The organism is Pelagerythrobacter sp., assembly GCF_041912895.1.
Taxonomy (GTDB): domain Bacteria; phylum Pseudomonadota; class Alphaproteobacteria; order Sphingomonadales; family Sphingomonadaceae; genus Pelagerythrobacter.
Genome location: NZ_JAYSGI010000001.1, coordinates 13,756 through 34,790, shown reverse-complemented (window position 1 = coordinate 34,790; position 21,035 = coordinate 13,756). Strand labels below are relative to the sequence as shown.

General features: G+C 68.1%; 24 protein-coding genes. 7 read left to right on the top strand and 17 right to left on the bottom strand.

Features of this window, described 5'->3' with window-relative positions; genetic code table 11:
• Window positions 1-47: 47 nt before the first annotated feature.
• Window positions 48-1,388: a serine hydrolase domain-containing protein gene (locus ACE3QC_RS00180; protein ID WP_374405041.1), complete on the bottom strand. Its 1,341-nt coding sequence runs from the start codon at window positions 1,386-1,388 to the stop codon at window positions 48-50.
• Between the two features lie 102 nt (window positions 1,389-1,490).
• Between ACE3QC_RS00180 and ACE3QC_RS00175 the strand changes: the two genes are divergently transcribed.
• Window positions 1,491-1,712: a hypothetical protein gene (locus ACE3QC_RS00175; protein WP_374405039.1), complete on the top strand. Its 222-nt coding sequence runs from the start codon at window positions 1,491-1,493 to the stop codon at window positions 1,710-1,712.
• Here ACE3QC_RS00175 and ACE3QC_RS00170 read toward each other — a convergent pair.
• On the bottom strand, window positions 1,705-2,751 hold the full coding sequence (locus ACE3QC_RS00170) for an A/G-specific adenine glycosylase (protein WP_374405037.1): 1,047 nt from the start codon (window positions 2,749-2,751) through the stop codon (window positions 1,705-1,707). The two genes, ACE3QC_RS00175 and ACE3QC_RS00170, sit on opposite strands and share 8 nt — an antisense overlap.
• Before the next feature lie 29 nt (window positions 2,752-2,780).
• Between ACE3QC_RS00170 and ACE3QC_RS00165 the strand changes: the two genes are divergently transcribed.
• The 4 genes from ACE3QC_RS00165 to ACE3QC_RS00150 all read left to right on the top strand — a co-directional run bounded on the left by ACE3QC_RS00165 (window position 2,781) and on the right by ACE3QC_RS00150 (window position 8,288).
• Window positions 2,781-3,317, top strand: a complete 537-nt coding sequence (locus ACE3QC_RS00165) for a DUF721 domain-containing protein (protein WP_374405036.1) — start codon at window positions 2,781-2,783, stop codon at window positions 3,315-3,317.
• On the top strand, window positions 3,314-3,991 hold the full coding sequence (locus ACE3QC_RS00160; RefSeq protein WP_374405034.1) for a thioredoxin domain-containing protein: 678 nt from the start codon (window positions 3,314-3,316) through the stop codon (window positions 3,989-3,991). The genes ACE3QC_RS00165 and ACE3QC_RS00160 overlap by 4 nt, the downstream gene beginning before the upstream one ends.
• Before the next feature lie 90 nt (window positions 3,992-4,081).
• Complete coding sequence (locus tag ACE3QC_RS00155) at window positions 4,082-4,834, top strand: DsbA family protein (protein WP_374405032.1); 753 nt, start codon at window positions 4,082-4,084, stop codon at window positions 4,832-4,834.
• Window positions 4,835-4,868: 34 nt separating this feature from the next.
• The gene (locus tag ACE3QC_RS00150) at window positions 4,869-8,288 is read left to right on the top strand and encodes a chromosome segregation SMC family protein (RefSeq protein ID WP_374405030.1); all 3,420 of its coding nucleotides are present in this window, start codon (window positions 4,869-4,871) and stop codon (window positions 8,286-8,288) included.
• 31 nt (window positions 8,289-8,319) lie between these two features.
• On the opposite strand, the gene ACE3QC_RS00145 is transcribed toward ACE3QC_RS00150, so the two are convergent.
• From ACE3QC_RS00145 to ACE3QC_RS00115, 7 genes are all read right to left on the bottom strand, one after another.
• Complete coding sequence (locus ACE3QC_RS00145) at window positions 8,320-8,688, bottom strand: MerR family transcriptional regulator (protein WP_374405029.1); 369 nt, start codon at window positions 8,686-8,688, stop codon at window positions 8,320-8,322.
• Between the two features lie 4 nt (window positions 8,689-8,692).
• A complete protein-coding gene (locus tag ACE3QC_RS00140) occupies window positions 8,693-8,992 on the bottom strand; it encodes an integration host factor subunit alpha (protein WP_374405028.1) in 300 nt (99 codons plus the stop codon).
• Window positions 8,993-9,110: 118 nt separating this feature from the next.
• Entirely contained in the window at window positions 9,111-10,076 is a 966-nt protein-coding gene (locus ACE3QC_RS00135) for a beta-ketoacyl-ACP synthase III (protein ID WP_374405027.1), read from the bottom strand.
• Window positions 10,073-11,131, bottom strand: a complete 1,059-nt coding sequence (plsX, locus tag ACE3QC_RS00130; protein ID WP_374405026.1) for a phosphate acyltransferase PlsX — start codon at window positions 11,129-11,131, stop codon at window positions 10,073-10,075. The genes ACE3QC_RS00135 and plsX overlap by 4 nt, the downstream gene beginning before the upstream one ends.
• A 28-nt stretch (window positions 11,132-11,159) precedes the next feature.
• On the bottom strand, window positions 11,160-11,339 hold the full coding sequence (gene rpmF, locus ACE3QC_RS00125; RefSeq protein WP_047806539.1) for a 50S ribosomal protein L32: 180 nt from the start codon (window positions 11,337-11,339) through the stop codon (window positions 11,160-11,162).
• A gap of 154 nt (window positions 11,340-11,493) precedes the next feature.
• On the bottom strand, window positions 11,494-12,162 hold the full coding sequence (locus tag ACE3QC_RS00120) for an MBL fold metallo-hydrolase (protein ID WP_374405025.1): 669 nt from the start codon (window positions 12,160-12,162) through the stop codon (window positions 11,494-11,496).
• Between the two features lie 47 nt (window positions 12,163-12,209).
• Window positions 12,210-12,857: a helix-turn-helix transcriptional regulator gene (locus ACE3QC_RS00115; RefSeq protein WP_374405024.1), complete on the bottom strand. Its 648-nt coding sequence runs from the start codon at window positions 12,855-12,857 to the stop codon at window positions 12,210-12,212.
• 101 nt (window positions 12,858-12,958) lie between these two features.
• On the opposite strand from ACE3QC_RS00115, the gene ACE3QC_RS00110 reads away from it, so the two are divergent.
• Together ACE3QC_RS00110 and ACE3QC_RS00105 are read left to right on the top strand one after the other, a co-directional pair.
• Window positions 12,959-13,156: a hypothetical protein gene (locus ACE3QC_RS00110; RefSeq protein WP_374405023.1), complete on the top strand. Its 198-nt coding sequence runs from the start codon at window positions 12,959-12,961 to the stop codon at window positions 13,154-13,156.
• Window positions 13,146-13,484 carry a hypothetical protein gene (locus tag ACE3QC_RS00105; protein WP_374405022.1) on the top strand — a complete coding sequence of 113 codons (339 nt, stop codon included), beginning with the start codon at window positions 13,146-13,148 and terminating at the stop codon, window positions 13,482-13,484. The genes ACE3QC_RS00110 and ACE3QC_RS00105 overlap by 11 nt, the downstream gene beginning before the upstream one ends.
• A gap of 4 nt (window positions 13,485-13,488) precedes the next feature.
• Here the strand turns inward: ACE3QC_RS00105 and ACE3QC_RS00100 are convergent, their stop codons facing one another.
• The 8 genes from ACE3QC_RS00100 to ACE3QC_RS00065 all read right to left on the bottom strand — a co-directional run bounded on the left by ACE3QC_RS00100 (window position 13,489) and on the right by ACE3QC_RS00065 (window position 21,006).
• Window positions 13,489-14,934 carry an aldehyde dehydrogenase family protein gene (locus tag ACE3QC_RS00100; RefSeq protein ID WP_374405021.1) on the bottom strand — a complete coding sequence of 482 codons (1,446 nt, stop codon included), beginning with the start codon at window positions 14,932-14,934 and terminating at the stop codon, window positions 13,489-13,491.
• 54 nt (window positions 14,935-14,988) lie between these two features.
• On the bottom strand, window positions 14,989-16,662 hold the full coding sequence (locus tag ACE3QC_RS00095; RefSeq protein WP_374405020.1) for an acetolactate synthase large subunit: 1,674 nt from the start codon (window positions 16,660-16,662) through the stop codon (window positions 14,989-14,991).
• 77 nt (window positions 16,663-16,739) lie between these two features.
• On the bottom strand, window positions 16,740-17,678 hold the full coding sequence (locus ACE3QC_RS00090) for a D-2-hydroxyacid dehydrogenase (protein ID WP_374405019.1): 939 nt from the start codon (window positions 17,676-17,678) through the stop codon (window positions 16,740-16,742).
• Window positions 17,675-18,124: an endonuclease domain-containing protein gene (locus tag ACE3QC_RS00085; protein WP_374405018.1), complete on the bottom strand. Its 450-nt coding sequence runs from the start codon at window positions 18,122-18,124 to the stop codon at window positions 17,675-17,677. Before ACE3QC_RS00085 ends, ACE3QC_RS00090 begins: the two co-directional genes overlap by 4 nt.
• Before the next feature lie 144 nt (window positions 18,125-18,268).
• On the bottom strand, window positions 18,269-19,714 hold the full coding sequence (gene cysS / locus ACE3QC_RS00080; RefSeq protein ID WP_374405016.1) for a cysteine--tRNA ligase: 1,446 nt from the start codon (window positions 19,712-19,714) through the stop codon (window positions 18,269-18,271).
• 34 nt (window positions 19,715-19,748) lie between these two features.
• A complete protein-coding gene (locus ACE3QC_RS00075; RefSeq protein ID WP_374405015.1) occupies window positions 19,749-20,426 on the bottom strand; it encodes a nitroreductase in 678 nt (225 codons plus the stop codon).
• Entirely contained in the window at window positions 20,423-20,713 is a 291-nt protein-coding gene (locus ACE3QC_RS00070) for a type II toxin-antitoxin system RelE/ParE family toxin (RefSeq protein WP_374406586.1), read from the bottom strand. The genes ACE3QC_RS00075 and ACE3QC_RS00070 overlap by 4 nt, the downstream gene beginning before the upstream one ends.
• A gap of 5 nt (window positions 20,714-20,718) precedes the next feature.
• On the bottom strand, window positions 20,719-21,006 hold the full coding sequence (locus ACE3QC_RS00065; RefSeq protein WP_374405014.1) for a type II toxin-antitoxin system ParD family antitoxin: 288 nt from the start codon (window positions 21,004-21,006) through the stop codon (window positions 20,719-20,721).
• Window positions 21,007-21,035 lie beyond the last annotated feature (29 nt).

Below are 21,035 nucleotides of genomic sequence, written 5' to 3'. Positions count from 1 at the left end.
CGAGGCGGCAGCCGGTGAAGGCGAGCGCTGGCTTGCCCGGCACCCCGTCAGCCCTGCGCCCCCTGCATCCCGGCCCCCTGCTTCGCTAGCGCCATCACGTCGGCGACCACGGCCGCGGGAAATTCGGAATGCAGCGGATAGGTCTCGACCGGCATGTATTGCGTGAACATGCCCGCGCGCAGGCCGCGCTTGAGGTCGGCGAAGGCGACCGTGCCCGCCGCGCCGCCCCAGCCGTAGGTGCCCGCTTCCGCGCCCAGCCCCACGCGGCCGCCCGCGCCGAAGCCCGATCCGGCGGCGAAGGTGCCCTCGGTCGTCACCCCTTCGGGCAGCAGGTTCGAGGTGCCGAGGCGAACCGCCGCTTCGCTCATCACGCGCTTGCCCTCGAACTCGCCGTAGCCGACCAGCATGCGCAGGAAGCGGTCGTAGTCCGCCGGGCTGGAAACGAGCCCCGCCCCGCCGAAGGGGAACGCGGGGGCATCGAGATAGACCGAGGCGCGCGCCGGATCGAGCGGCAGCAGCGTGCCGTTCATAATGCCGTAGTTCGTCGTCAGCCGCCCGACCTCGCTCGCGGGCACGCGGAACCACGTGCTCGTCATGCCCAGCGGATCGAACATCCGTTCCTGCAGGAAGGCATCGAACGGCTGGCCGCTGGCCACCTCGATCACCCGGCCCATCAGGTCGAGCGCGACCGAATAGGACCAGCGCGTGCCCGGCTGCGCGACGAGCGGCAGCGCGGCGAGGTTGTCGGCGAACGCCTCCAGGCTGGGCGCGGGCTGGCCGCGGCCGAAGATCTCGCCGAGCGGCAGCTTGGTCACTTGCCCGGGAATCGCCCCCGCGCGCTCGTAGGCGGCCTTGATCGGCCCCTTCTGGATGATCGAATAGCCGAGCCCGGCGGTGTGGGTCAGCAGGTGGCGGATGGTGATCGGCCGCTCGGCAGGCTCGAGATCGGTGATCGAGCCGTCGTAGGTCTTCTGCACCCGCATGTCGGCGAAGGCGGGCAGGATTTCCGCGAGCGGCTGGTCGAGTTCGAGCTTGTCGTCCTCGATCAGCATCATCGCGGCCATGCCGGTGATCGGCTTGGTCATCGAATAGATGCGGTAGAGACTGTCGATCCCGGCGGGCGCGGCCTGGCCGATCGCCAGCGTGCCCTTCGCGATCACGTCGGGCGCGCGCTGCTGCCAGCCGAGCACCGAGACCATGTTGGCGAGCTTGCGCGATGTGACGTAGCGATCGGCCAGCGCGGTGACCGCGGGCCATTGCCCCGCCTGCGCGAAAGCGGCGCGCCCCATCGGCAGCGCGGCGAGCGCGGCCCCGGCCCCCAGCAGCGCCCCGCCGCGAAGCAATCCCCGGCGCGATACCGCCACCTCATCGAACGTCCTCGATCCCATCGAACGGTCCTTTTTTGCAATCGACCCGCGAGGGTGTGGGGCATCGCGGCTGAACGGTCAATTGCGCTTGCAAGGCCGTGCTGTGTTATCCATATAGAACACATGCTGAACCTGCTTTCCATTCTCGCCGGGATCGTCGCGCTGGTGATCGTGATCCCTTCCACAATCCCCTTCCTCGGCTGGGGCAACTGGTTCGCGCTGCCGGTGGTGGTGATCGGCATCGGCCTGGGCGCGATGTCGTCGAGCAACGGCGGGCGGAATTTCTGCCTGATCGTGTTCGCGATCGCGGTGATCCGCCTGATGCTGGGCGGCGGGTTTATCTGATCTCGATCTCCCGCGCGAGCGCCCGGCGCGCCGCTTTCGCGAACAGCGTGGGCAGCCCGGCGGCGGCGAGTTCGTCCATCGGCCACCACGCGCCCTCGCCCGGCATATCGGGCGCGTCGCGCAGCGCCATCACCCGCAGATCGAGATCGAAGTGGGTGAAGCCGTGGCGCACGGTTCCGGTATCCTGCCAATCGCCCGCTACCGGCGGCTGCGCGTCGCCGTCGCCCCGTGCGGACCAGCCGTCGTCGGGCAAGGCGCGCATGCCGCCGAGCATTCCGCTGCCGGGCCGGCGCACCAGCCAGACGCGGCCCTCGCGCTCGATCCACCACGCGGTGCCCGTGCGCTGCGGCTTCGCCTTTTTCGGCGCCTTGACCGGATAGCGTGCCGGATCGCCGCGCCGCCGCCCCTCGCAATTCGCCGAGAGCGGGCACAGCAGACACTTGGGATCGCGCGCGGTGCAAATGCCCGAGCCGAGATCCATCATCGCCTGCGCGAAATCGCCCGCGTTTTCCTCCGGCGTGATCGCATCGGCATGCGCGCGGATCGCCTTGCGCGCAGGCGGCAGCGGTGCCTCCACCGCGAACAGCCGCGCGACCACCCGCTCGACATTGGCGTCGACCACCACCGCGCGCCGGGCGAAGGCGATCGCGGCGACCGCGGCGGCGGTGTAGTCGCCGAGCCCCGGCAGCTTGCGCAATTCGGCCTCGGTGTCGGGAAAGCCGCCCCTGTCCGCCACGACGCGCGCGCATTTCACCAGATTGCGCGCGCGGGAGTAATATCCGAGGCCCGCCCACGCGGCCATCACCGCGTCCTCCGGCGCGGCGGCGAGCGCCTCGACGGTGGGCCAGCGCGCGGTGAAGGCGGCGAAATAGGGCTTCACCGCCGCGACGGTGGTCTGCTGGAGCATGACTTCGGACAGCCACACACGGTACGGATCGGGCGCGGGTTCGCCGGGCCGCGCGCGCCACGGCAGGTCGCGCGCATGCCGCCCGTACCAGGCGAGCAGCGCGCTCGCTATCGTCTCGCCACTGGCAGTCACGCGCCGCCTATGGCATGGGCACTGCCGCAATGGAACGGGACGCGAAACCGAAGGGGCCGGGCAAGGCGAAGGGCCGCGCATACGAGCGGCCGCGCGGCGGGCCCGCGCGCCAGATATCGGACCTGATGCCGCAGATCGGCCGCACCGCCTTCCGCCGGTTCGGCTTCGTCCAGTCGAGCGTCGTCACCCGCTGGCCCGAGATCGTGGGCGAGCGCCACGCGCGCGTCTGCATGCCCGAGGCGATCCGCTTTCCCCCCGGCGAGAAATCCGACGGCATCCTGCAATTGGTGGTGCTGCCCGCGCACGCACCGCTGATCCAGCATGTCGTGCCCGAGATCATGGAGCGGGTGAACCGCTTCTTCGGCTACAAGGCCGTATCGCGCGTCAAGCTGCGGCAAGGCGAGGTTAAGCCGCCGGCGGCAGAGGAACGCGCGAAGGCGCCGCCGTCGCTCAAGCCGATCCCGATGGAACTGGGCGAAAGCTTGCGCGACATCGGCGACCCGGAATTGCGCACGGTGCTCGAATCGCTCGCTCGCAGCTTGGGCGGCAAGGAGGAACAGGAATGAAACTGGCAGCGGTCGCCAAGGCGGGCTTGCTCGCAGCGGCGATGGTCTTCGCGCCCGCCAACGCGGGCAACTGGAACACCAGCGTGGTCGAGGCCGACGGCGCGCATCGCATCGGCAACCCGGAGGCGAAGGTCGAACTGATCGCCTTCGTCAGCTACACCTGCCCGCACTGCGCGCATTTCACCACCGAAGGCGAAGCGCCGCTGCAGCTCGGCTATATCGGCTCCGGCAAGGTCGAACTGGAAATCCGGTCAATGCTGCGCAACTCCGCCGATCTGGTGGCGACGATGCTGGTCGGCTGCGGCCCGCCCGCCAAGTTCCTGCGCAACCACACGCTGTTCATGAACGCGCAGGACGAATGGCTGCCGCGCTACGCCGGGGCGACCGCGGCGCAGCGCGCCCGGTGGCAGAGCGGCAGCCAGCCGGCACGCCGCCGCGCGATCGCCGCCGACCTCGGCTTCTACAAACTGATGGAGAGCCGGGGTTACGCGCGGACCGAGATCGACCGCTGCCTCGCCAGCGACGCTGCAGCGCGGGCGCTGGCCGAGAGCAGCCAGGCGGCGACCGCGAAATACAATATCGAAGGCACGCCCAGCTTCGTGCTCGACGGCATCACGCTGGCGGGCACGCACGACTGGAAGATGCTCGCGCCGCAGCTCGACGCGCGCCTCTAGAGGCGACAAGCTGTGGACAGCCTGCCCCCGCGCTTCACCCCGTCGCCCCGTTCGTCTAGTTTCCCCATCCTGCCAAGGACTCTTATCGCCATGACCATGCTTCGCCGGATCGCCCTCGCCAGCCTCGCCGCACCGCTCGCGCTGGGCCTTGCCGCCTGTGGCTCGGAATCGACCGACGCGCCTGCCGCCTCCGCCGAGCCGGCCGCCGAAGTGGCCGCGCCCGCAGGCACCGAGTGGCGCGACACCGTGACCGTGACCGACGAAGGCGGCTACCTCGTCGGCAATCCCGAGGCGCCGATCGAACTGGTCGAATACGGCTCGCTCACCTGCCCGGCCTGCGCCGCGTTCGCGCAGCAGGGCTCGGAAGAGCTGCTGGGCGATTACGTCAATTCGGGCCGCGTGAACTTCGAGTTCCGCAGCACACTGATCCACGGCGCGCCCGACCTGATCCTGACCCGGCTGATAAGCTGCGGCGCGCCCGAAGCGGCGGTTCCGCTGGCCGATCAGGTCTGGGCGAACCTCAACGCGGTGCTCGATCCGATGCAAGCGAACGCGCCCGCGCTCGAACAGGCGATGGGCCTGCCCGAGAACCAGCGCTTCGTCGGCTTCGCCGAAGCCGCCGGGTTCCTCGATTTCTTCGCCGCGCGCGGGCTGAGCAAGGATCAGGCGCGCACCTGCCTCGCCGATTTCGGCGCGATGGAGCAGCTCGCCGAGCGGCTCGACAGCCAGGCGCGCGAGGACGAGATCACTCGCACGCCGACCTTCTTCCTCAACGGCCGCATGCTCGAAGAGAGCAGCTGGGCCGAGGTCGAGGCGCTGCTGCAGCGGGCCGGCGCTAGGTAAGGCGCCGCACGGCAGGGGGCACCGGCAGGCGGCGATGCGGATCAGGCGGCTCAGGCTCAGCGGGTTCAAGAGCTTCGTCGAGCCTGCCACGCTGAGCATCGAGCCGGGCCTCACCGGCGTGGTCGGCCCCAACGGCTGCGGCAAGTCCAACCTGCTCGAAGCAATCCGCTGGGTCATGGGCGAGAATTCGCCCAAGTCCATGCGCTCGGGCGGGATGGAGGACGTGATCTTCGCGGGCACCGCCAGCCGCCCGCCGCGCGACTTCGCCGAAGTCGTGCTCCAGGCCGAGGCCGACGACGGCGACGAACTGGAGGTGCTGCGCCGGATCGAGCGCGGCGCGGGCAGCGCCTACCGCGTCAACGGGCGCGACGTGCGCGCGAAGGACGTTGCACTGACCTTCGCCGACGCCGCGACCGGGGCGCACAGCCCGGCGCTCGTCAGCCAGGGCAAGATCGCGCAGGTCATCGCCGCCAAGCCCGCCGAACGCCGCATGATGCTGGAGGAAGCCGCGGGGATCGCGGGCCTCCACGTCCGCCGCCGCGACGCCGAGAGCAAGCTGCGCCAGACCGAGGCGAACCTCGCGCGGCTCGAAGACCTGATGGCGGGCCTCGATTCGCAGATTGCCTCGCTGCGGCGGCAGGCGAAGCAGGCGGAACGGTACACCAAGCTCTCCGACCAGATCCGCGTGGCCGAGGCGCGGCTGCTGTTCGCGCGCTGGCGCGATGCGGCGGCGGCGGCCGAAGCGGCGCGAGAGGAGGCCAAGGCGGCCGAAGCGCGGGTCGCCGGGGCCAAGGAGGATGCCGACGCGGCGCAAAAGGCGCAGCATTCGGCCGCCAAGGCGCTCGCCGCAGCGCGGGACGAACTGGCGGACCGGCGTGACGATTCCTCCGCGCACGAGCACAGGATGGCCGCGCTCACCAGCCAGCTCGAGGCCGCCGAACAGCGCCTCGCCGACCTCGACCGGCAGCACGCGCGGCTGGAGGAGGACCGCAAGGATGCCGACCGCCTCACGCGCGACGCCGCCGAAGCGCTGGCGCGGCTGGCGAAGGATCTCGCCGCGAACGAGCAGGCGCTGGCCGATGCCGAGGCACAGCGCCCGGCGCTCGCCGCGAAGCTCGACGATAGCGAGCGTGCCGGGCGCGCGGCGGAACTCGCGCTAGCGAAGGCGACCGCCGATCACGCGGGGGTCGAGGCCGAATGGCGCGTGGCGCAGGCCGCGATCGAGCAGGCCGAAGCGCGCGTGGCGCGGCTCGACGGGGAGGCGCGGCGGCAGGATGAAGCGCGGCGCGCACTTTCCGAAGCGGGCGATCCGGGCGAGGCGCTCGCCGAGGCGTCGGGCGCGGCGGAGGATGCGGCGCGCGAACTGGCGCGGCTGCGCGAGGCGCTGGAAGCCGATCGTGCGCGCAGGGATGGCTTGCAGACCGCGCGCGACGAAGCCGCCAGTGCGCTCGCTGCCGCGCGCGCGGAACTGGCGGGGGTCGAACGCGAATGGAGCGCCCTGAAGCGCGACCGCGAAGCGCGCGAGCGGCAGGCGGCGGGGCGCAAGGGGCGGCCCGCCGCGCTCGACAAGGTGCGCGCGGCGAAAGGCTACGAACGCGCGCTCGCCGCGGTGCTCGGGCGCGATGCCAAGGCGCCGCTCGGCACGGCGGAAGGCGACGGGCGCTTCTGGACCGGCGGCGCGGCGCCCGCCAAAGTGGCGGACAGCCTCGCCGACCACGTGCCCGGCTGCCCGCCCGAACTCGCCGCGCGGCTGGCGCTCGTCCACATCGCCGACAGCGACGACGGGCGCACGCTCGGGCCGGGCGAGTGGCTGGTGACGACCGGCGGGCACTTGCGCCGGTGGGACGGCTTCGTCGCGCGCGGCGAAGGCGCAGCGGAAGCGGCGCGGCTGGAGGCCGAGAACCGCTTCGCCGAACTCGACGCCGAATTGCCCGCGCTGCGCGAAGCGGTGGAAAGCGCGGAAGCGGCGCAAGCCTCGGCGCAGGATGAACTCTCCGCATTGCAGCGCGCGCTCGTCGCCGCCGAACGCGGGGTCGCCGAAGCGAGCGAGGCCGAGCGGCAGGCCCTGCGCGCGCTCGACCAGGCGGAGGCGGCGCGCGAACGGACGGCCGCGCGGCTCGCCGAACTCGATCAGGCGGCGAGCGAACTCGCCGAGCAGCGCGAACAGGCCGAGGCCGACCTCGATGATGCGCGCGAGCGCAAGGGCGCCTTGCCCGATCCCGCCACCGGGCGTGCGACACTCGAAGCCGCGCAAGCGAAGAACGAGGCCGCGCGCTCGGGCCAGCAGGCCGCCGCCGCGCAGCTCGCCGCGCACGATCAGGGGCTCGCGGTGGCGCGCGAGCGGGCGGCAGCGCAGCGCGGCGACATGGCGAACTGGCAAGCACGCTCGGGCGAGGCGGCGCAGCGGCTTTCGGGCATGGAGCGCCGGTTCGAGGAAATCGCCGAGGAACGCGCGATCACCGCCGCCAAGCCCGAGGGGCTGATGCGCGAGATCGAGCAGGGCGACGCGGCGCGCGAGCGGCTGGGGAAGGACCTCGCGGAGGCCGAAGCGGCGGTAGCATCCACGCAAGGCGATGCCACCGCCGCCGACCGCGCCTTCGCCGAAGCGACCGAAGCTCTGGCCGGTTTCCGCGAGACCCGGGCCGGTCTTGCCGCGCGTGCGGAGAGCGAGGAAGCGCGGCGCGGCGAGATGGCGCGGATTTCGGGCGAACGCTTCCAGTCCCCGCCCCCGCTGCTGCCGGGCCGGTTCGATTTCGACGAGGCCGGGGTCGGCGATTCGGGTGGCGAGTCCGAGGAGATGGACCGCCTCGTCGCGGGGCGCGAGCGGATCGGCCCGGTCAACCTCGTCGCCGCCGAGGAACTGGCGCGGATCGAAGGCGAGCACGGCACCAACGCCGCCGAGCAGGCCGAACTGGCCGAGGCGGTGCACCGCCTGCGCGGCTCAATCGGCAGCCTCAACCGCGAGGGCCGCGAACGGCTGCGCGCCGCGTTCGAGCAGGTCGATGCGCATTTCCGCCGCCTGTTCACCCGGCTGTTCGAAGGCGGGCAGGCGCATCTGGCGCTGATCGACAGCGACGATCCGCTGGAAGCCGGGCTGGAAATCTACGCCCAGCCGCCGGGCAAGCGACTGCAATCGCTCACGTTGCTGTCGGGCGGCGAACAGGCGCTGACCGCGATCGCGCTGATCTTCGCGCTGTTCCTCACCAACCCCGCCCCGATCTGCGTGCTCGACGAGGTCGACGCGCCGCTGGACGACGCCAACATCGACCGCTTCTGCGACCTGCTCGACGCGATGGTGAAGGAAACCGCCACCCGCTACCTGATCGTCACCCACAACGCGGTGACAATGAGCCGGATGCACCGCCTATTCGGCGTCACGATGATCGAGAAAGGCGTGAGCCGGCTGGTCAGCGTCGACCTCGGCGGCGCGGAAGAGCTGCTGGCGGCGGAGTGAGGGCAGGCGGCGCGTTGCCGCTATCGCAGGCTCAGGCGGCCAAAGCGGCGGCGAGCCTTTCGCGGATCGCCTTGAGGCGCGGCAGAACGTCGGACATGTCGGGCCGCGTCGAAGGAGCCATGTCACGCGGCGGCGTGGATCCACCCTCGCCCCCCTTCACCGCAGCCCGCGCGCCTTTCAGGGTGTAGCCTTCGCGGTTCACCAGGCGGTCGATCTTCTCGACCAGCGCGACATCCTCGGCGCGATAATAGCGGCGGCCGCCGCTGCGCTTCAGCGGTTGCAACATCGGGAATTGCTGTTCCCAGTAACGCAGCACATGCGGCTTGATGCCGAGCGCCCGGGCGACTTCGCCGATGGTCCTGAGAGCACCGTCGTCCTTGCCATCGTCGAACCCGCTCATCGCTCTAGCCTTCCGTTATCCTGTCCTTGAACAGCTGGCTGGCGCGGAAGGTCATCACCCGGCGCGGGGTGATCGGCACCTCCACCCCCGTCTTGGGGTTGCGGCCGATCCGTTTCTTCTTGTCGCGCAGCACGAAGCTGCCGAAGCCCGAAATCTTCACGTTCTCGCCCTTGGCCATCGCCTCGCACATGTGCGTGAGGATCGATTCGACCAGAGCAAGCGATTCTGCCCGCGAAAGACCCATCTTGCGATTGATCGTTTCCGCGAGATCCGCGCGAGTCAGCGTGCCCACCGAACGCGTCATGCGCCATTCTCCTCCATCGCGACCCGACTTTGGATAACGGGCGCGAGCCTAACCATTATCTGCCGGTTTTGCAACGCGTTGACCGTGGAAAACAAAACTCGACTACACCCGTTGTCGTTTACAACCGAACCAGGCTCGCGCCCCAGGTGAATCCGCCGCCCATCGCCTCGAACATGACGAGGTCACCCGGCTTGATCCGGCCATCCCTCACGCCGACGTCGAACGCGAGCGGGACCGAGGCGGCCGAGGTGTTGGCGTGCCGATCGACGGTGACGATCACCTTTTCCGCTGGCAGCCCCAGCTTGCGCGCGGTGGCGTCGAGGATGCGGGCATTGGCCTGGTGCGGGACGACCCAGTCGAGATCGTCCGGCGCGTAGCCCGCCTCGGCCAGCGTGTTCTCGAGCACCGAGGCGAGATTGACCACGGCATGGCGAAACACCTCGCGCCCGCGCATCCGCAAATGGCCGACCGTCTGCGTGGTCGAAGGCCCGCCGTCGACGTAGAGCAGTTCGTTGTGCTCGCCGTCGGCGTGGAGATTGGTCGCGAGCAGGCCCGGCCCGTCGTCGGCCACGTCCTGCGCCTCGAGCACCAGCGCGCCTGCGCCGTCGCCGAACAGCACGCAGGTCGTGCGGTCTTCCCAGTCGAGGATGCGGCTGAACGTCTCCGCGCCGATCACCAGTGCCCGTTCGCCCATGCCGGTGCGCAGCATCGAATCGGCCGTGGCGAGCGCGTAGAGGAAGCCCGAGCAGACCGCCGCGACGTCGAACGCGATGCCGCCGTTGCAGCCCAGCGCGTGCTGGACGATGGTCGCGGTGGCGGGAAACGTCTGGTCGGGCGTGGCGGTCGCCAGCACGATCAGGTCGATATCCTTCGCGGCGATCCCGGCAGCGTCGAGCGCCTTGCGCGAGGCCTCGATCGCGAGGGTCGAGGTGGTTTCGTCGGGTTCGGCGAGATAGCGCTGGCGGATGCCGGTGCGCTCGACGATCCATTCGTCGCTGGTGTCGACGCGCGCGGCGAGGTCCGCGTTGCTGACGACGGTGCGCGGCAGGGCCGAGCCGCTGCCTTTCACGACCGAGCGGATCACTTCGCCTCCCCGCCCGAATGGCTGGCGCGCAGGCGGGCTTCGCCGAGCGCCGCGAGGTCGGTGCTGATCCGGTGCGTGAGTTCGTCTTCGAGCAGGCGCGCGGCGACCGCCACGGCGTTGGCCACGCCCGCTGCGCTGGCGCTGCCGTGGCTCTTTACCACCACGCCGTTGAGGCCGAGGAAGACCGCGCCGTTGTGGTTGTTGGGATCGAGGTGGTGGCGCAGCAGCTCGGTCGCCGGGCGCGAGACGAGGAAGCCGATCTTCGAGCGCAGCGAGCTGGTGAAGGCGCTCCGCAGGAGGTCGGTGACGAAGCGCGCGGTGCCTTCGATCGCCTTCAGCGCGATGTTGCCGGAGAATCCGTCGGTCACCACCACGTCGACTTCGCCGCGGTTGATCTTGTCGCTTTCGACGAACCCGTCGAACGACAGCGCGAGGCCGGTGGCCGCCTGCAATTGCGCAGCGGCGATGCGCAGCGCGTCGGTGCCCTTGGTTTCCTCGGTGCCGATGTTGAGCAGGCGCACGCGCGGTTCGGCGAGGCCGTTGACGATGCGCGAATAGGCCGCGCCCATGATCGCGAACTGGACGAGGTTGCGCGCGTCGGCCTCGGTATTGGCGCCGAGATCGAGCATGATGACGTCGTTGTCGCCGAGCGTGGGCATCAGCGCAGCGAGCGCGGGCCGGTCGATCCCCGGCAGCGTGCGCAGCGCGAGCTTGCTCATCGCCATCAGCGCGCCGGTGTTGCCCGCGCTGACCGCGGCCCCGGCGTCGCCCTTCTTCACGGCGTTGACCGTGAGACCCATCGAAGTGGTGCGGGCGCGGCGGAGCGCCTGGGTCGGCTTCTCGTCGCCGCCGACCACGTCTTCGCAATGAAGGATTTCGGACGCGCCGCGCATGCCCGGATGGGTGTCGAGCGCGGCGGCGATCCGCTTCTCGTCCCCGACCAGCAGGAACTTGAACCGGTCATGGCGGCGACGGGCGAGCGCCGCGCCCTCGACCATCACGCGCACGCCTTCGTCGCCGCCCATCGCATCGACGGCGATACGCGGCAGGCTCATGGCGATCTCCGGCTGATTGCGAGGTCGGTCAGAGACCGACGGCGATGACTTCGCGGCCGTTGTAGTGCCCGCAGTGCGGACAGAGGTTGTGCGGGCGCTTCAGCTCGCCGCAGTTCGAGCATTCGTGGAACGCCTCGACCTTCAGCGAATCGTGCGCGCGGCGGTTGCCACGGCGATGGGGTGAAACTTTTCTCTTCGGGACAGCCATTGCGGCACCTGTTCCAGTAAATTCGGTATGTTGCGGGCCGCTCTAGGCCAAGGTCCGGCAACGCACAAGTGCGCGCCTGAATGCGGACCCGGCCATGGCGGGAAGGCGCGCGCTATAGCGGAAATTTCCGTGGTTGCAAGCGGTGTGCGCGCGGTTACGCGAGCGCGGCATCGCTGACGAAGGCGTTGGTCTTGCGCTCGTGACCGAACGTGCTGGTCGGGCCGTGGCCGGGGATGAAGGTCACGTCCTCGCCCAGCGGCCACAGCTTGCCGGTGATCGCGTCGATCAGATCCTGGTGATTGCCCATCGGGAAATCGGTGCGCCCGATCGAGCCCTGGAACAACACGTCGCCGACGATCGCGAACTTGCTGGGGCGGTGGAAGAACACGACGTGGCCGGGGGTGTGGCCGGGGCAATGGATCACGTCGAGGGTCAGGTCGCCGACCGTCACCGTGTCGCCATCGGCCAGCCAGCGGTCGGGCTCGAAGCTTTTCGCATCCATGCCCCACTGGCGGCCATCGTCGTCGAGGCGCGAGATCCAGAAGCGATCGGCTTCGTGCGGGCCCTCGATCGGCAGGCCGAGCTCCTCCGCGAGGACGCCCGCCTGCCCGCAATGGTCGAGATGGCCGTGGGTGATGAGGATCTTTTCCAGCGTGACGCCCGCTTGCGCGACGCCCGCCTTGAGCTTGTCGAGATCGCCGCCCGGATCGGTCAGCGCGCCGCGCATCGTCTTCGTGCACCAGATCAGCGAGCAGTTCTGCTGCAGCGGGGTGACGGGCATGATCGCCGCGCGCATGGGAGGTTGGGGCTTGGTCTCGGTCATGCGCTGGATGTGGCGGGGATGCGGCGGACAATCAAGTTGGGGCAGGATTACACCCGCCCGCTCTTCCAGACCACGCGGCCGATGATCTCGACATCCTCGCGCGCCAGTTCGACATCGGGATAGGCGCGATTTTCGCTGACCAGCGTGATGCGGCCGAGCGCGGTCGCGTGCAGGCGTTTGACGTGGAGCACCCCGTCGACCCGGACCACGTGGATGCCCTCCAGCCCGCGGCGATTGCGATCGACGAAAATCTCGTCGCCCGAATGCAGCACCGGCTCCATCGAATCGCCCTCCACCCGGATCGCGCTAAGATCGGCGCCTTCCAGCCCCATCTCGCGCAGCCAGTTAGAGCGGAAGCGGAACGAATCGAAGGGAATTTCCTGCGCCTCGAACGATCCCGGCCCGGCCGAAACGTCGAGCGGCAGACGCGGGATCGTGACGTAACCGTCCGACCGCTCGGGATGCGCGGCGCTGCGTGCCGGCCCGCCCAGTTCGATTTCGCCGACTCCGAAGAACTCGGCGAGCGTACGCCGGTCCCCCTCCTCCAGTTTGCGCGGGCTGCCGCGGCCGACGAACTGCTGGAGATAGGCGGCGTTGCGCCCGATCAGCTCGGAAAGGCTCGCGAGGCTGACTTTCCGCTCGCGCGACAGCGCAAGCAGCCGCGCGCGCGGATCGGTATCGGCGGGCTTAACCATTTTTCCTGCATAGCACAGGATTTTTCCTAGACAAGTAGGATTTCCGGTGCGACCTCGCGATTCGTCATGTTCCTGATATGTTCTGACTCGCGGGGAGAACCATGCTGATCCGATCCATCGAAAAATTCCTCCGCGCGCACGGCGTCGCGCCGACCACGTTCGGGCGCTGGGCGGTGAAGGATCCGCGCTTCGTCTTCGACCTGCGCAACGGGCGCGAACCGCGCGCCGATACCGAGGCGCATGTCCGCAGCTTCATCGCGGCGTTCGAAGCCGCGCGGGAGAATGCCCATGTCGCGTGATTTTAACCGCCCTCGCCGCACGACTGCCGACCGGCTGCGCGATGCGCTCGGTCGCCTGGCCGACGAGCAAGCGTCCTTCCGCCGGCATGACGAAAAGCCGTGGGCCAGCATCACGTTCGAGGGCGCGCGGCACACGGTGGAGATCGTGTTCGACGGCGCCGAAGCGGTCGAGGCGGGCGAGCGGTTCATCGCCGACCTGCCCGACCACGAATTCGCCATCCCCGGCCAGCTCGTCGCCGAAGCCACCGTGACCGCGGTCGATCACACGCTGTTGCCGCACCCGCGCATGGAGGTGCGGTGCGAACTGCTGCTGCTGGTCGACGCGTAACGCGTCAACCGGCGCTTTCGCGGCGAATCACGAGGTTCCTGATCTCGCTCATGTCCTCCATCGCGAAGCGGATGCCCTCGCGGCCCAGCCCGGAATCCTTCACCCCGCCGTAGGGCATGTTGTCGACCCGGTAGCTGGGCACGTCGTTGACCACTACGCCGCCGACGTCGAGCGTATCCCACGCGTCGAGCACCTGATGGATGTCGCGGGTAAACACGCCCGCCTGGAGGCCGAACTTCGAATCGTTCACCTGCTCCAGCGCCTCCGCGAATTCGGTGAACTTCGACAGGTTGGCGAGCGGGCCGAACGCCTCTTCCTTGCTGGCATCGGCATCGCGCGGCACGCCTTCGAGCAGCGTCGCCTCGAGCATGTTGCCCTCGCGCTTGCCGCCGCACAGCAGGGTCGCCCCGCCCTCTACCGCGAGGTCGATCCAGCCCTTGAGCCGCACCGCCTCCTTCTCGGATATCATCGGGCCGATGAAGGTCTCGCGCTTCTTCGGGTCGCCCGCCTTCAAGGTCTTCGTCTTCTTGACCAGCATGGCCTTGAATTCGTCGTAGACGTCCGCGTGGATCAGGATCCGCTGCACCCCGATGCAGCTCTGCCCGCTCTGGTAGAACGCGCCGAACACGATCCGTTCGAGCGCGTGGTCGAGATCGGCATCCTTGTCGACGATCGCCGCCGCGTTGCCGCCGAGTTCGAGCACGACCTTCTTCTTACCCGCGCGCGCCTTCAAGTCCCAGCCGACGCCCGGCGATCCGGTGAAGCTGAGCAGCTTGAGCCGGTCGTCGTTGGTGAACATGTCCGCCCCGTCGCGGCGCGCGGGCAGGATCGAGAACGCGCCTTCGGGCAACACGTCGCATTCGGCCAGCACCTCGCCCATGATGATCGCGCCAAGCGGGGTCAGGCTGGCGGGCTTCATCACGAACGGGCAGCCCATCGCGATCGCCGGGGCGATCTTGTGCGCGGCGAGGTTGAGCGGAAAGTTGAACGGCGAGATGAAGCTGCACGGACCGATCGGCACGCGCTTCCATAGCCCCATGTAGCCCTTGGCGCGGGCCGAGATGTCGAGCGGCTGGATCTCGCCGTAGTTGCGCACCGCCTCCTCCGCGCCGATGCGGAAGGTGTCGATCAGCCGCGTGACCTCCCCCTCGGCATCGCCGATGGGCTTCCCGGCTTCGACGCACAGCGCATAGGCGAGTTCGTCGAACCGCTCCTGGAAACGGTCGACGCAGTGCTGGAGCACGTCCTGCTTCTCGTAGCTGGCGAGCCGCGCCATCGGCTCCGCCGCGCGCACCGCGCCCGCGATCGCTTCCTCGATCACGTCGGGCGTGGCGAGCGCGGTGCGGAACGCGACCTTGCCGGTGAACTTGTCGGTCACCTCCAGATCGGTGTTCGGCTGCGCGGCCTTGTTGTTGAGATAGAGCGGGTAGGTCTTCTTGAGCTTGGTCATGCCGATACTACCCCGTCGCTCCGAACTTGATCCCTCATTTCCAGCGTCCGACAGTCAGAGCTTCGCCGAAAGCTCCTTGATATCGTGGTGCAGGATGCGGTCGTTTTCCGTGTAGTCCACCGGGCAGTCGATCACGTGGACGCCCGGCGTGTCGCGGCAATGGGCGAGCAGTTCGCGCAAGTGATCGCTGCTTTCCGCCCGGTGCCCACTGGCCCCGAAGCTTTCGGCGAAGGCGACGAAATCGGGATTGCCATAGGTCAGGCCCCAGTCCCGGAAGCCCATGTCGGCCTGTTTCCAGCGGATCATGCCGTAGGCGTCGTCGCGCAGGATCAGGACGGTCAGGTTCAGGCCGAGGCGCACCGTCGTCTCCAGTTCCTGATCGTTCATCATGAACCCGCCGTCGCCGCACACGGCCATGACCTTGCGCTGCGGATAGAGCATCGCGCTCATCATCGCGCTCGGCAGGCCCGCGCCCATCGTGGCGAGCGCGTTGTCGAGCAGCACGGTGTTGGGCAGGTGGGCGGTATAGCCGCGCGCGAACCAGATCTTGTAGACCCCGTTGTCGAGGCACACGATCCCCTCTTCGGGCAGGCATTCGCGCACTTGCCTGACGAGGTGCGGCGGGAAGATCGGGAAGCGGGCGTCATCCGCCAGCGCGCGGGTATGTTCGAGTTCGGCCTCGCGATAGGCGCGCATCCGATCGAACGACCAGTGGCCCTGCGGCGTCACGCCTTCCTTGATCTGCCAGATGGCGTTGGCGATGTCGCCGATCACCTCGATCTGCGGGAAATAGACCGGATCGACCTCCGCCGTGCGGTTGGAGACGTGGATCACGCGCCGCCCGTGCTCGGCGGTCTGCGGGCGCATGAAGAACGGCGGCTTCTCGATCACATCGTGCCCGACGTTGACGATGCAGTCCGCATCGTCGAGCGCGCGGTGGACGAAATCGCCCGCCGACAGCGCCGCGCAGCCGAGGAACAGCGGGTGCCGCTCGTCGATCACGCCCTTGCCCATCTGCGTGGTCAGGAACGGGATGCCGGTCTTTTCCACGAACTGATGCAGCATCCGGCTGGTCATCCGCCGGTTCGCGCCCGCGCCGATCACCAGCACCGGCGCCTTCGCCTGCTCGATCGCCTTGACCGCTTGCCGCACGGCCTTGACCTCGGCCGAGGGCCGCCGCGCGATCGAGCGGGGGATCGGGCAGGAATGGGTCTGTTCCGCCGCGATATCCTCGGGCAGTTCGAGATGCACCGCGCCGGGCTTCTCTTCCTCGGCGAGCCGGAACCCTTCACGCACCCGGCTGGGGATGTTCTCGCCCGAGGCGAGCTGGTGGGCGAACTTGGTGATCGGATGCATCATCGCCACCACGTCGAGGATCTGGAAGCGCCCCTGCTTCGACGACTTGATCGGCTTCTGCCCGGTGATCATCATCATCGGCATCCCGCCGAGCTGGGCGTGCGCCGCGGCGGTCACGAAATTGGTCGCGCCCGGCCCGAGCGTGGCGAGGCACACCCCGGTCTTGCCGGTGTGCCGCCCATAGGTCGCCGCCATGAAGCCCGCGCCCTGTTCGTGCCGGGTCAGGACCAACTGAATCTTTTCGGATTTCGACAGCGATTCGAGGAAATCGAGGTTCTCCTCGCCCGGCACGCCGAAGATGTATTCGACCCCTTCCGCCTCCAGGCATTCGATGAAGAGATCGCTCGCTTTCTTCGTGTCGCCGTCCGCCATGTCCGCCCTTTGCCGGTTGCTGCCTGCCATATGTTAGGCGTCGCCGGGCCGACCGCAAGGCGGAGGGGAGCGGCGGATCAGTATCCGCGCGCGGGATCGAACACCGGCTCCAGCGGCTCGCCCGCCACGAAACGGCGGCAGTTCACGAGAAAGCGCTCGGCCGAAAGGACGAACATCTTGGACTGCGCGCGGCCCGAGAGGTGCATGGTGACATGCGCGTTATCGAGGCCCCACAGCGCATGGTCGGCGGGCAGCGGCTCGGGCGTGGTGACGTCGAGGAACGCGCCGCCGATGCGCTTGTCCTCCAGCGCGGCGACCAGCGCGGGCTGATCGACCACCGCGCCGCGCGCGATGTTCACGAGCACCGCATCGGCCTTCATCGCCGCAAGTTCCGCCGCGCCGATCATCGCGTCGGTCTCGGGCGTGGCGGGCACGGCGAGGATCACCCAGTCGAATTCGCCCAATCGCGCGCGCCATTCGTCCGGGCCGAGAACGCCGTCCCCGCCCGAGCGGCGCACCACCGCGACCTCGACATCGAACGCCTCCAGCCGGGTCTTCACCAGCTTGCCGATCGCGCCGTAGCCGAGCAGCAGCGCTTTCGACCCGGCCAGTTCCCGCTTGCCCGGCGAATCCGCCAGCCACTCGCGCCGATCCTGCGCGCGCACGACCTCGCGGTAGCCCTTGGCCATCGTCAGCATGCCCATCACCACGTATTCGGCGATGGTGATCGCGTTGATCCCCGCGCCGTTGGTGATCGTGACCCCGCGCTGTTGCAGCAGGTCGAGCGGCAGGAAATCAAGCCCGGCGTAGATCGAGTTGAACCACACGAGCCGCTCCGCCCGACGCACCGCCTCGATCATCGGCTCCTTCGCGTCGAGATCGAACCACCCGATCTCCGCCTCGGGCGAGAGCGCGTGCAGTTCCTCGACCGAGGTGTACCAGCGCGGCTCGATCTGCGGCGGCAGACGGGCTTCGACGAGCGGCCGGATCAGGCCGGAGAGGACGGCGGTGATCATGGAATTCTCCCTCGACTCTCCCCATCGGCTTGCGATGGGGAAGTGGCATCGCACAGCGATGACGGAGGGACCTTGCCCATCGCCGCCATGCGGATGTTTGCCATTGCGATAATGTTTTCCGCGACTGCGACAGGATCGTTCAATACGTCATCCGCAGGGATGCGCCGCGTTTCGATCCGACGCTCCGCCAGCCATGCATCGCGTTTTGCGTCGCGCTGTGGCCGGTCGCCCATATCATGTGCGATTCCGTCGACCTCGATGGCGAGGTTCGCGCGCGCGCAGAAGAAATCGAGGATGTAACCGCCCGCCGGATGCTGCTTGCGAAAGCGTATCCCTTGCGGCGAACCGCGAAGCTGCTGCCAGAGCAACACTTCGGGCAACGTCATCTCGCGGCGAAGGCGGCGCGCGCGCTGGACGGTGCGTGCAGGCTTGGTCGGTCGGTTCACGCAGCCCCTCCGTCAGCCGCTGGCGCGGCTGCCACCTCCCCATCGCAAGCCGATGGGGAGGATTTCATCAAGCCCTGACCAAACCTCCCCATCGTCTTGCGATGGGGAGGGGGACCGCTCGCGAAGCGAGTGGTGGAGGGGCCTCTACCCAAGCTTCCAATCCCATCCCAACGGATCGCCATCCATCACCTCGACCCCCTTCGCGGCGAGTTCGTCGCGGATCGCATCGGAGCGAGCGAAATCCTTCGCCGCGCGGGCGTCGCGGCGGCGGTTGAGCGCATCCTCGACCTCAGCCTCGGTGAGCTGCGAATCCTTCGGACGAATGCGAAGGTCTGTGCGAGAAAGATCAAGTAGATGGAGACCAAGGACGGAATCCATATAGCTGAGGCTGTCTAACGTGTCCTCAATGTTATAACCTATGCGGTATAGCGCATCCATGATCACAAGTGCTTTTGGTGTGTTCAAGTCGTCCGAGATGGCATCATCAAACTCGTTGATTTGATTAACCCGTCGTGCGAGCTCCGTGCGATCATGCTCTTGGCATTTATATTGGGACTTCTCTCGGAAGTTCTCAAACAAATATATCCAGCGTTTCAACCGCGTCAGCGCCGCTCCCAATCCCTCCCACGAAAACTCCAGTTCGCTGCGGTAGTGCGCCTGGAGGCACATCAGGCGGTAGGCGAGCGGGTGGTAGCCCTTGTCGATCAGCAATTGAAGGCGGAGGAACTCGCCCGACGATTTACTCATCTTTCCAGAGCGTTCGACGAGGAAGTTGTTGTGCATCCAGATGTTGGCACCGCTCCGGTCGGAGCAGGTGTGCGCCTGGTTCTGGGCGATTTCATTGGGGTGGTGGATCTCGCGGTGATCGATCCCGCCGGTGTGGATATCGAACGGGAAGCCGAGCAGTGCCTCGCCCATCACCGAGCATTCGAGGTGCCAGCCGGGCGCGCCTTTCCCCCACGGCGAATCCCATTCCATCTGGCGCGTCTCGCCCGGCGGGGTCTTGCGCCAGATCGCGAAGTCGGCGGCGTTGCGCTTGCCCTCCACCGCCTCGATGCGGCCTTCGCCCTCATCGGTCTTGGCGCGCGCGAGCCGCCCGTAGTCGGCAACCGTCGAGACGTCGAAATAGAGTCCGCTGTCGAGTTCGTAGCAATGCTTCGCCGCGATCGATTCGGCGAAGGCGATCATCTGCGGCACGTAGTCGGTGGCGATCGACCAGTGCGCGGGCTGGCGGATATTCAGCGCCTTTACGTCCGCCCAGTAGGCTTCGGTGTAGTGCTTCGCGATGTCCCAGATCGATTGGGCCTTCTCGGCCGCGGCCTTTTCCAGCTTGTCCTCGCCCGCGTCGGCATCGTCGGTCAGGTGGCCCACGTCGGTAATGTTGATGACGTGGGTGAGCGCGTAGCCCTTCCAGCTCAGCGTGCGCCCGAGCACGTCGGCGAAGACATAGGCGCGCATGTTGCCGATATGCGGATAGTTGTAGACCGTCGGCCCGCACGAATAGACCCGCGCCTCCCCCGCATGGACGGGCTGAAAGGTTTCAAGCTGGCGGGTGAGCGAGTTGAAGAGGCGCAGCGGGGTCGTGGTCATCGCCGCCAGCCTTGGCCCGCGCGCGGGCGCGCGGTCAAGCGTCGAAGCCGTCCCAGCGCACCGCCTCGTCTAGCGGCGCGCGCGCTACGGGGAAGTTGTTCACCGGAGCATCCGGGTCGCGCCAGCCGATGGCGAGGCCGCAGAACAGCGTATGATCCTCGGGAATGTCGACCACTTCGCGGATCTGCGGCGAATAGACCGCCCAGGCCTCCTGCGGGCACGAGTCGAGGCCTTCCTCGCGCAGCAGCAGCATGATCGTCTGAAGCCACATGCCGATGTCCGACCATTGCGGCGGACCCATGTATTTGGGCGTGTGGACCAGCATCAGCACCGGAGCGCCGAAGCCGCGGAAGTTGTTCGCGAACCAGCCGAGCCGCTGCGCCTTGTCCTCGCGCGCAATGGCGAGCGCGCCGTACATGTCCTCGCCGACGCCGCGCCGCCGCGCCTCGTAGGCGCCGTCGAGTTCGGGCGGATAGATGTTGTATTCGGGCGCGTGCGCCGCGCGGCCTTTGGGAAACTCCTGAGCGATCCGCGCAAACAGCCTTTGCAGCGGCTCGCCCGCCAGCACGATCCCGTGCCACGGCTGCGTGTTCCCGCCCGAAGGCGTGCGCTGCGCCTTTTCGAGAAGGCGCTGGAGCACGGCGCGATCAACCGGCTGGTTGAGAAAAGCGCGTATGGAGCGGCGGCTTGTGACGGCGTCGGAGACGGTCATCGATCAGTGCCCGAAAGAAGGGCGACGATATTGCGCCGCCCGGTCGCTACTCGCAGAACATATACAGCTGCATCGTCGTACTCGAAGACGATGAGATAGTTGCCGAAATTGGCAGCTCGAACCGATTCGCCCCACTCGCTTCGCAACCGAAACCGGCGAGGATTTTCCGGGATCGTCTCGATGAATTCGCGCAAGCCGGCGACGAACCTTCGCGCCTGTTCCGGATCGTCCTCGGCTATGTAGTCGCCGATCTCGCTGATGTCGGCGAGCGCGTCTTCCAGATACACGAGGTTCAAGCGACAGGCCCATCCGCCTTTCGCGCAGCGATTTCGTCGATCCGCTCGTGTACCCTCGCGAAAACTTCGTCCGCCGTATAGCGCTTGCCTGCACGCGCCTTGTCCAGAATGGCGCGCATCGCAGCGTTCTCAGCCTCGCGCCGCTGCTGCTCGTCACTCCAATCGCGCAGCGCTTCACGCACTATCTCGCTGGTGGTCGCGTATTCTCCCGCCTCGACAGCAGCGCGCATTTTCGCCGCCATCTCCTCGGGCATGGTCACAGTGATGCGTTCGAGTTTTCCCATGCCGCATACTTTATCACACCATGTGTGAC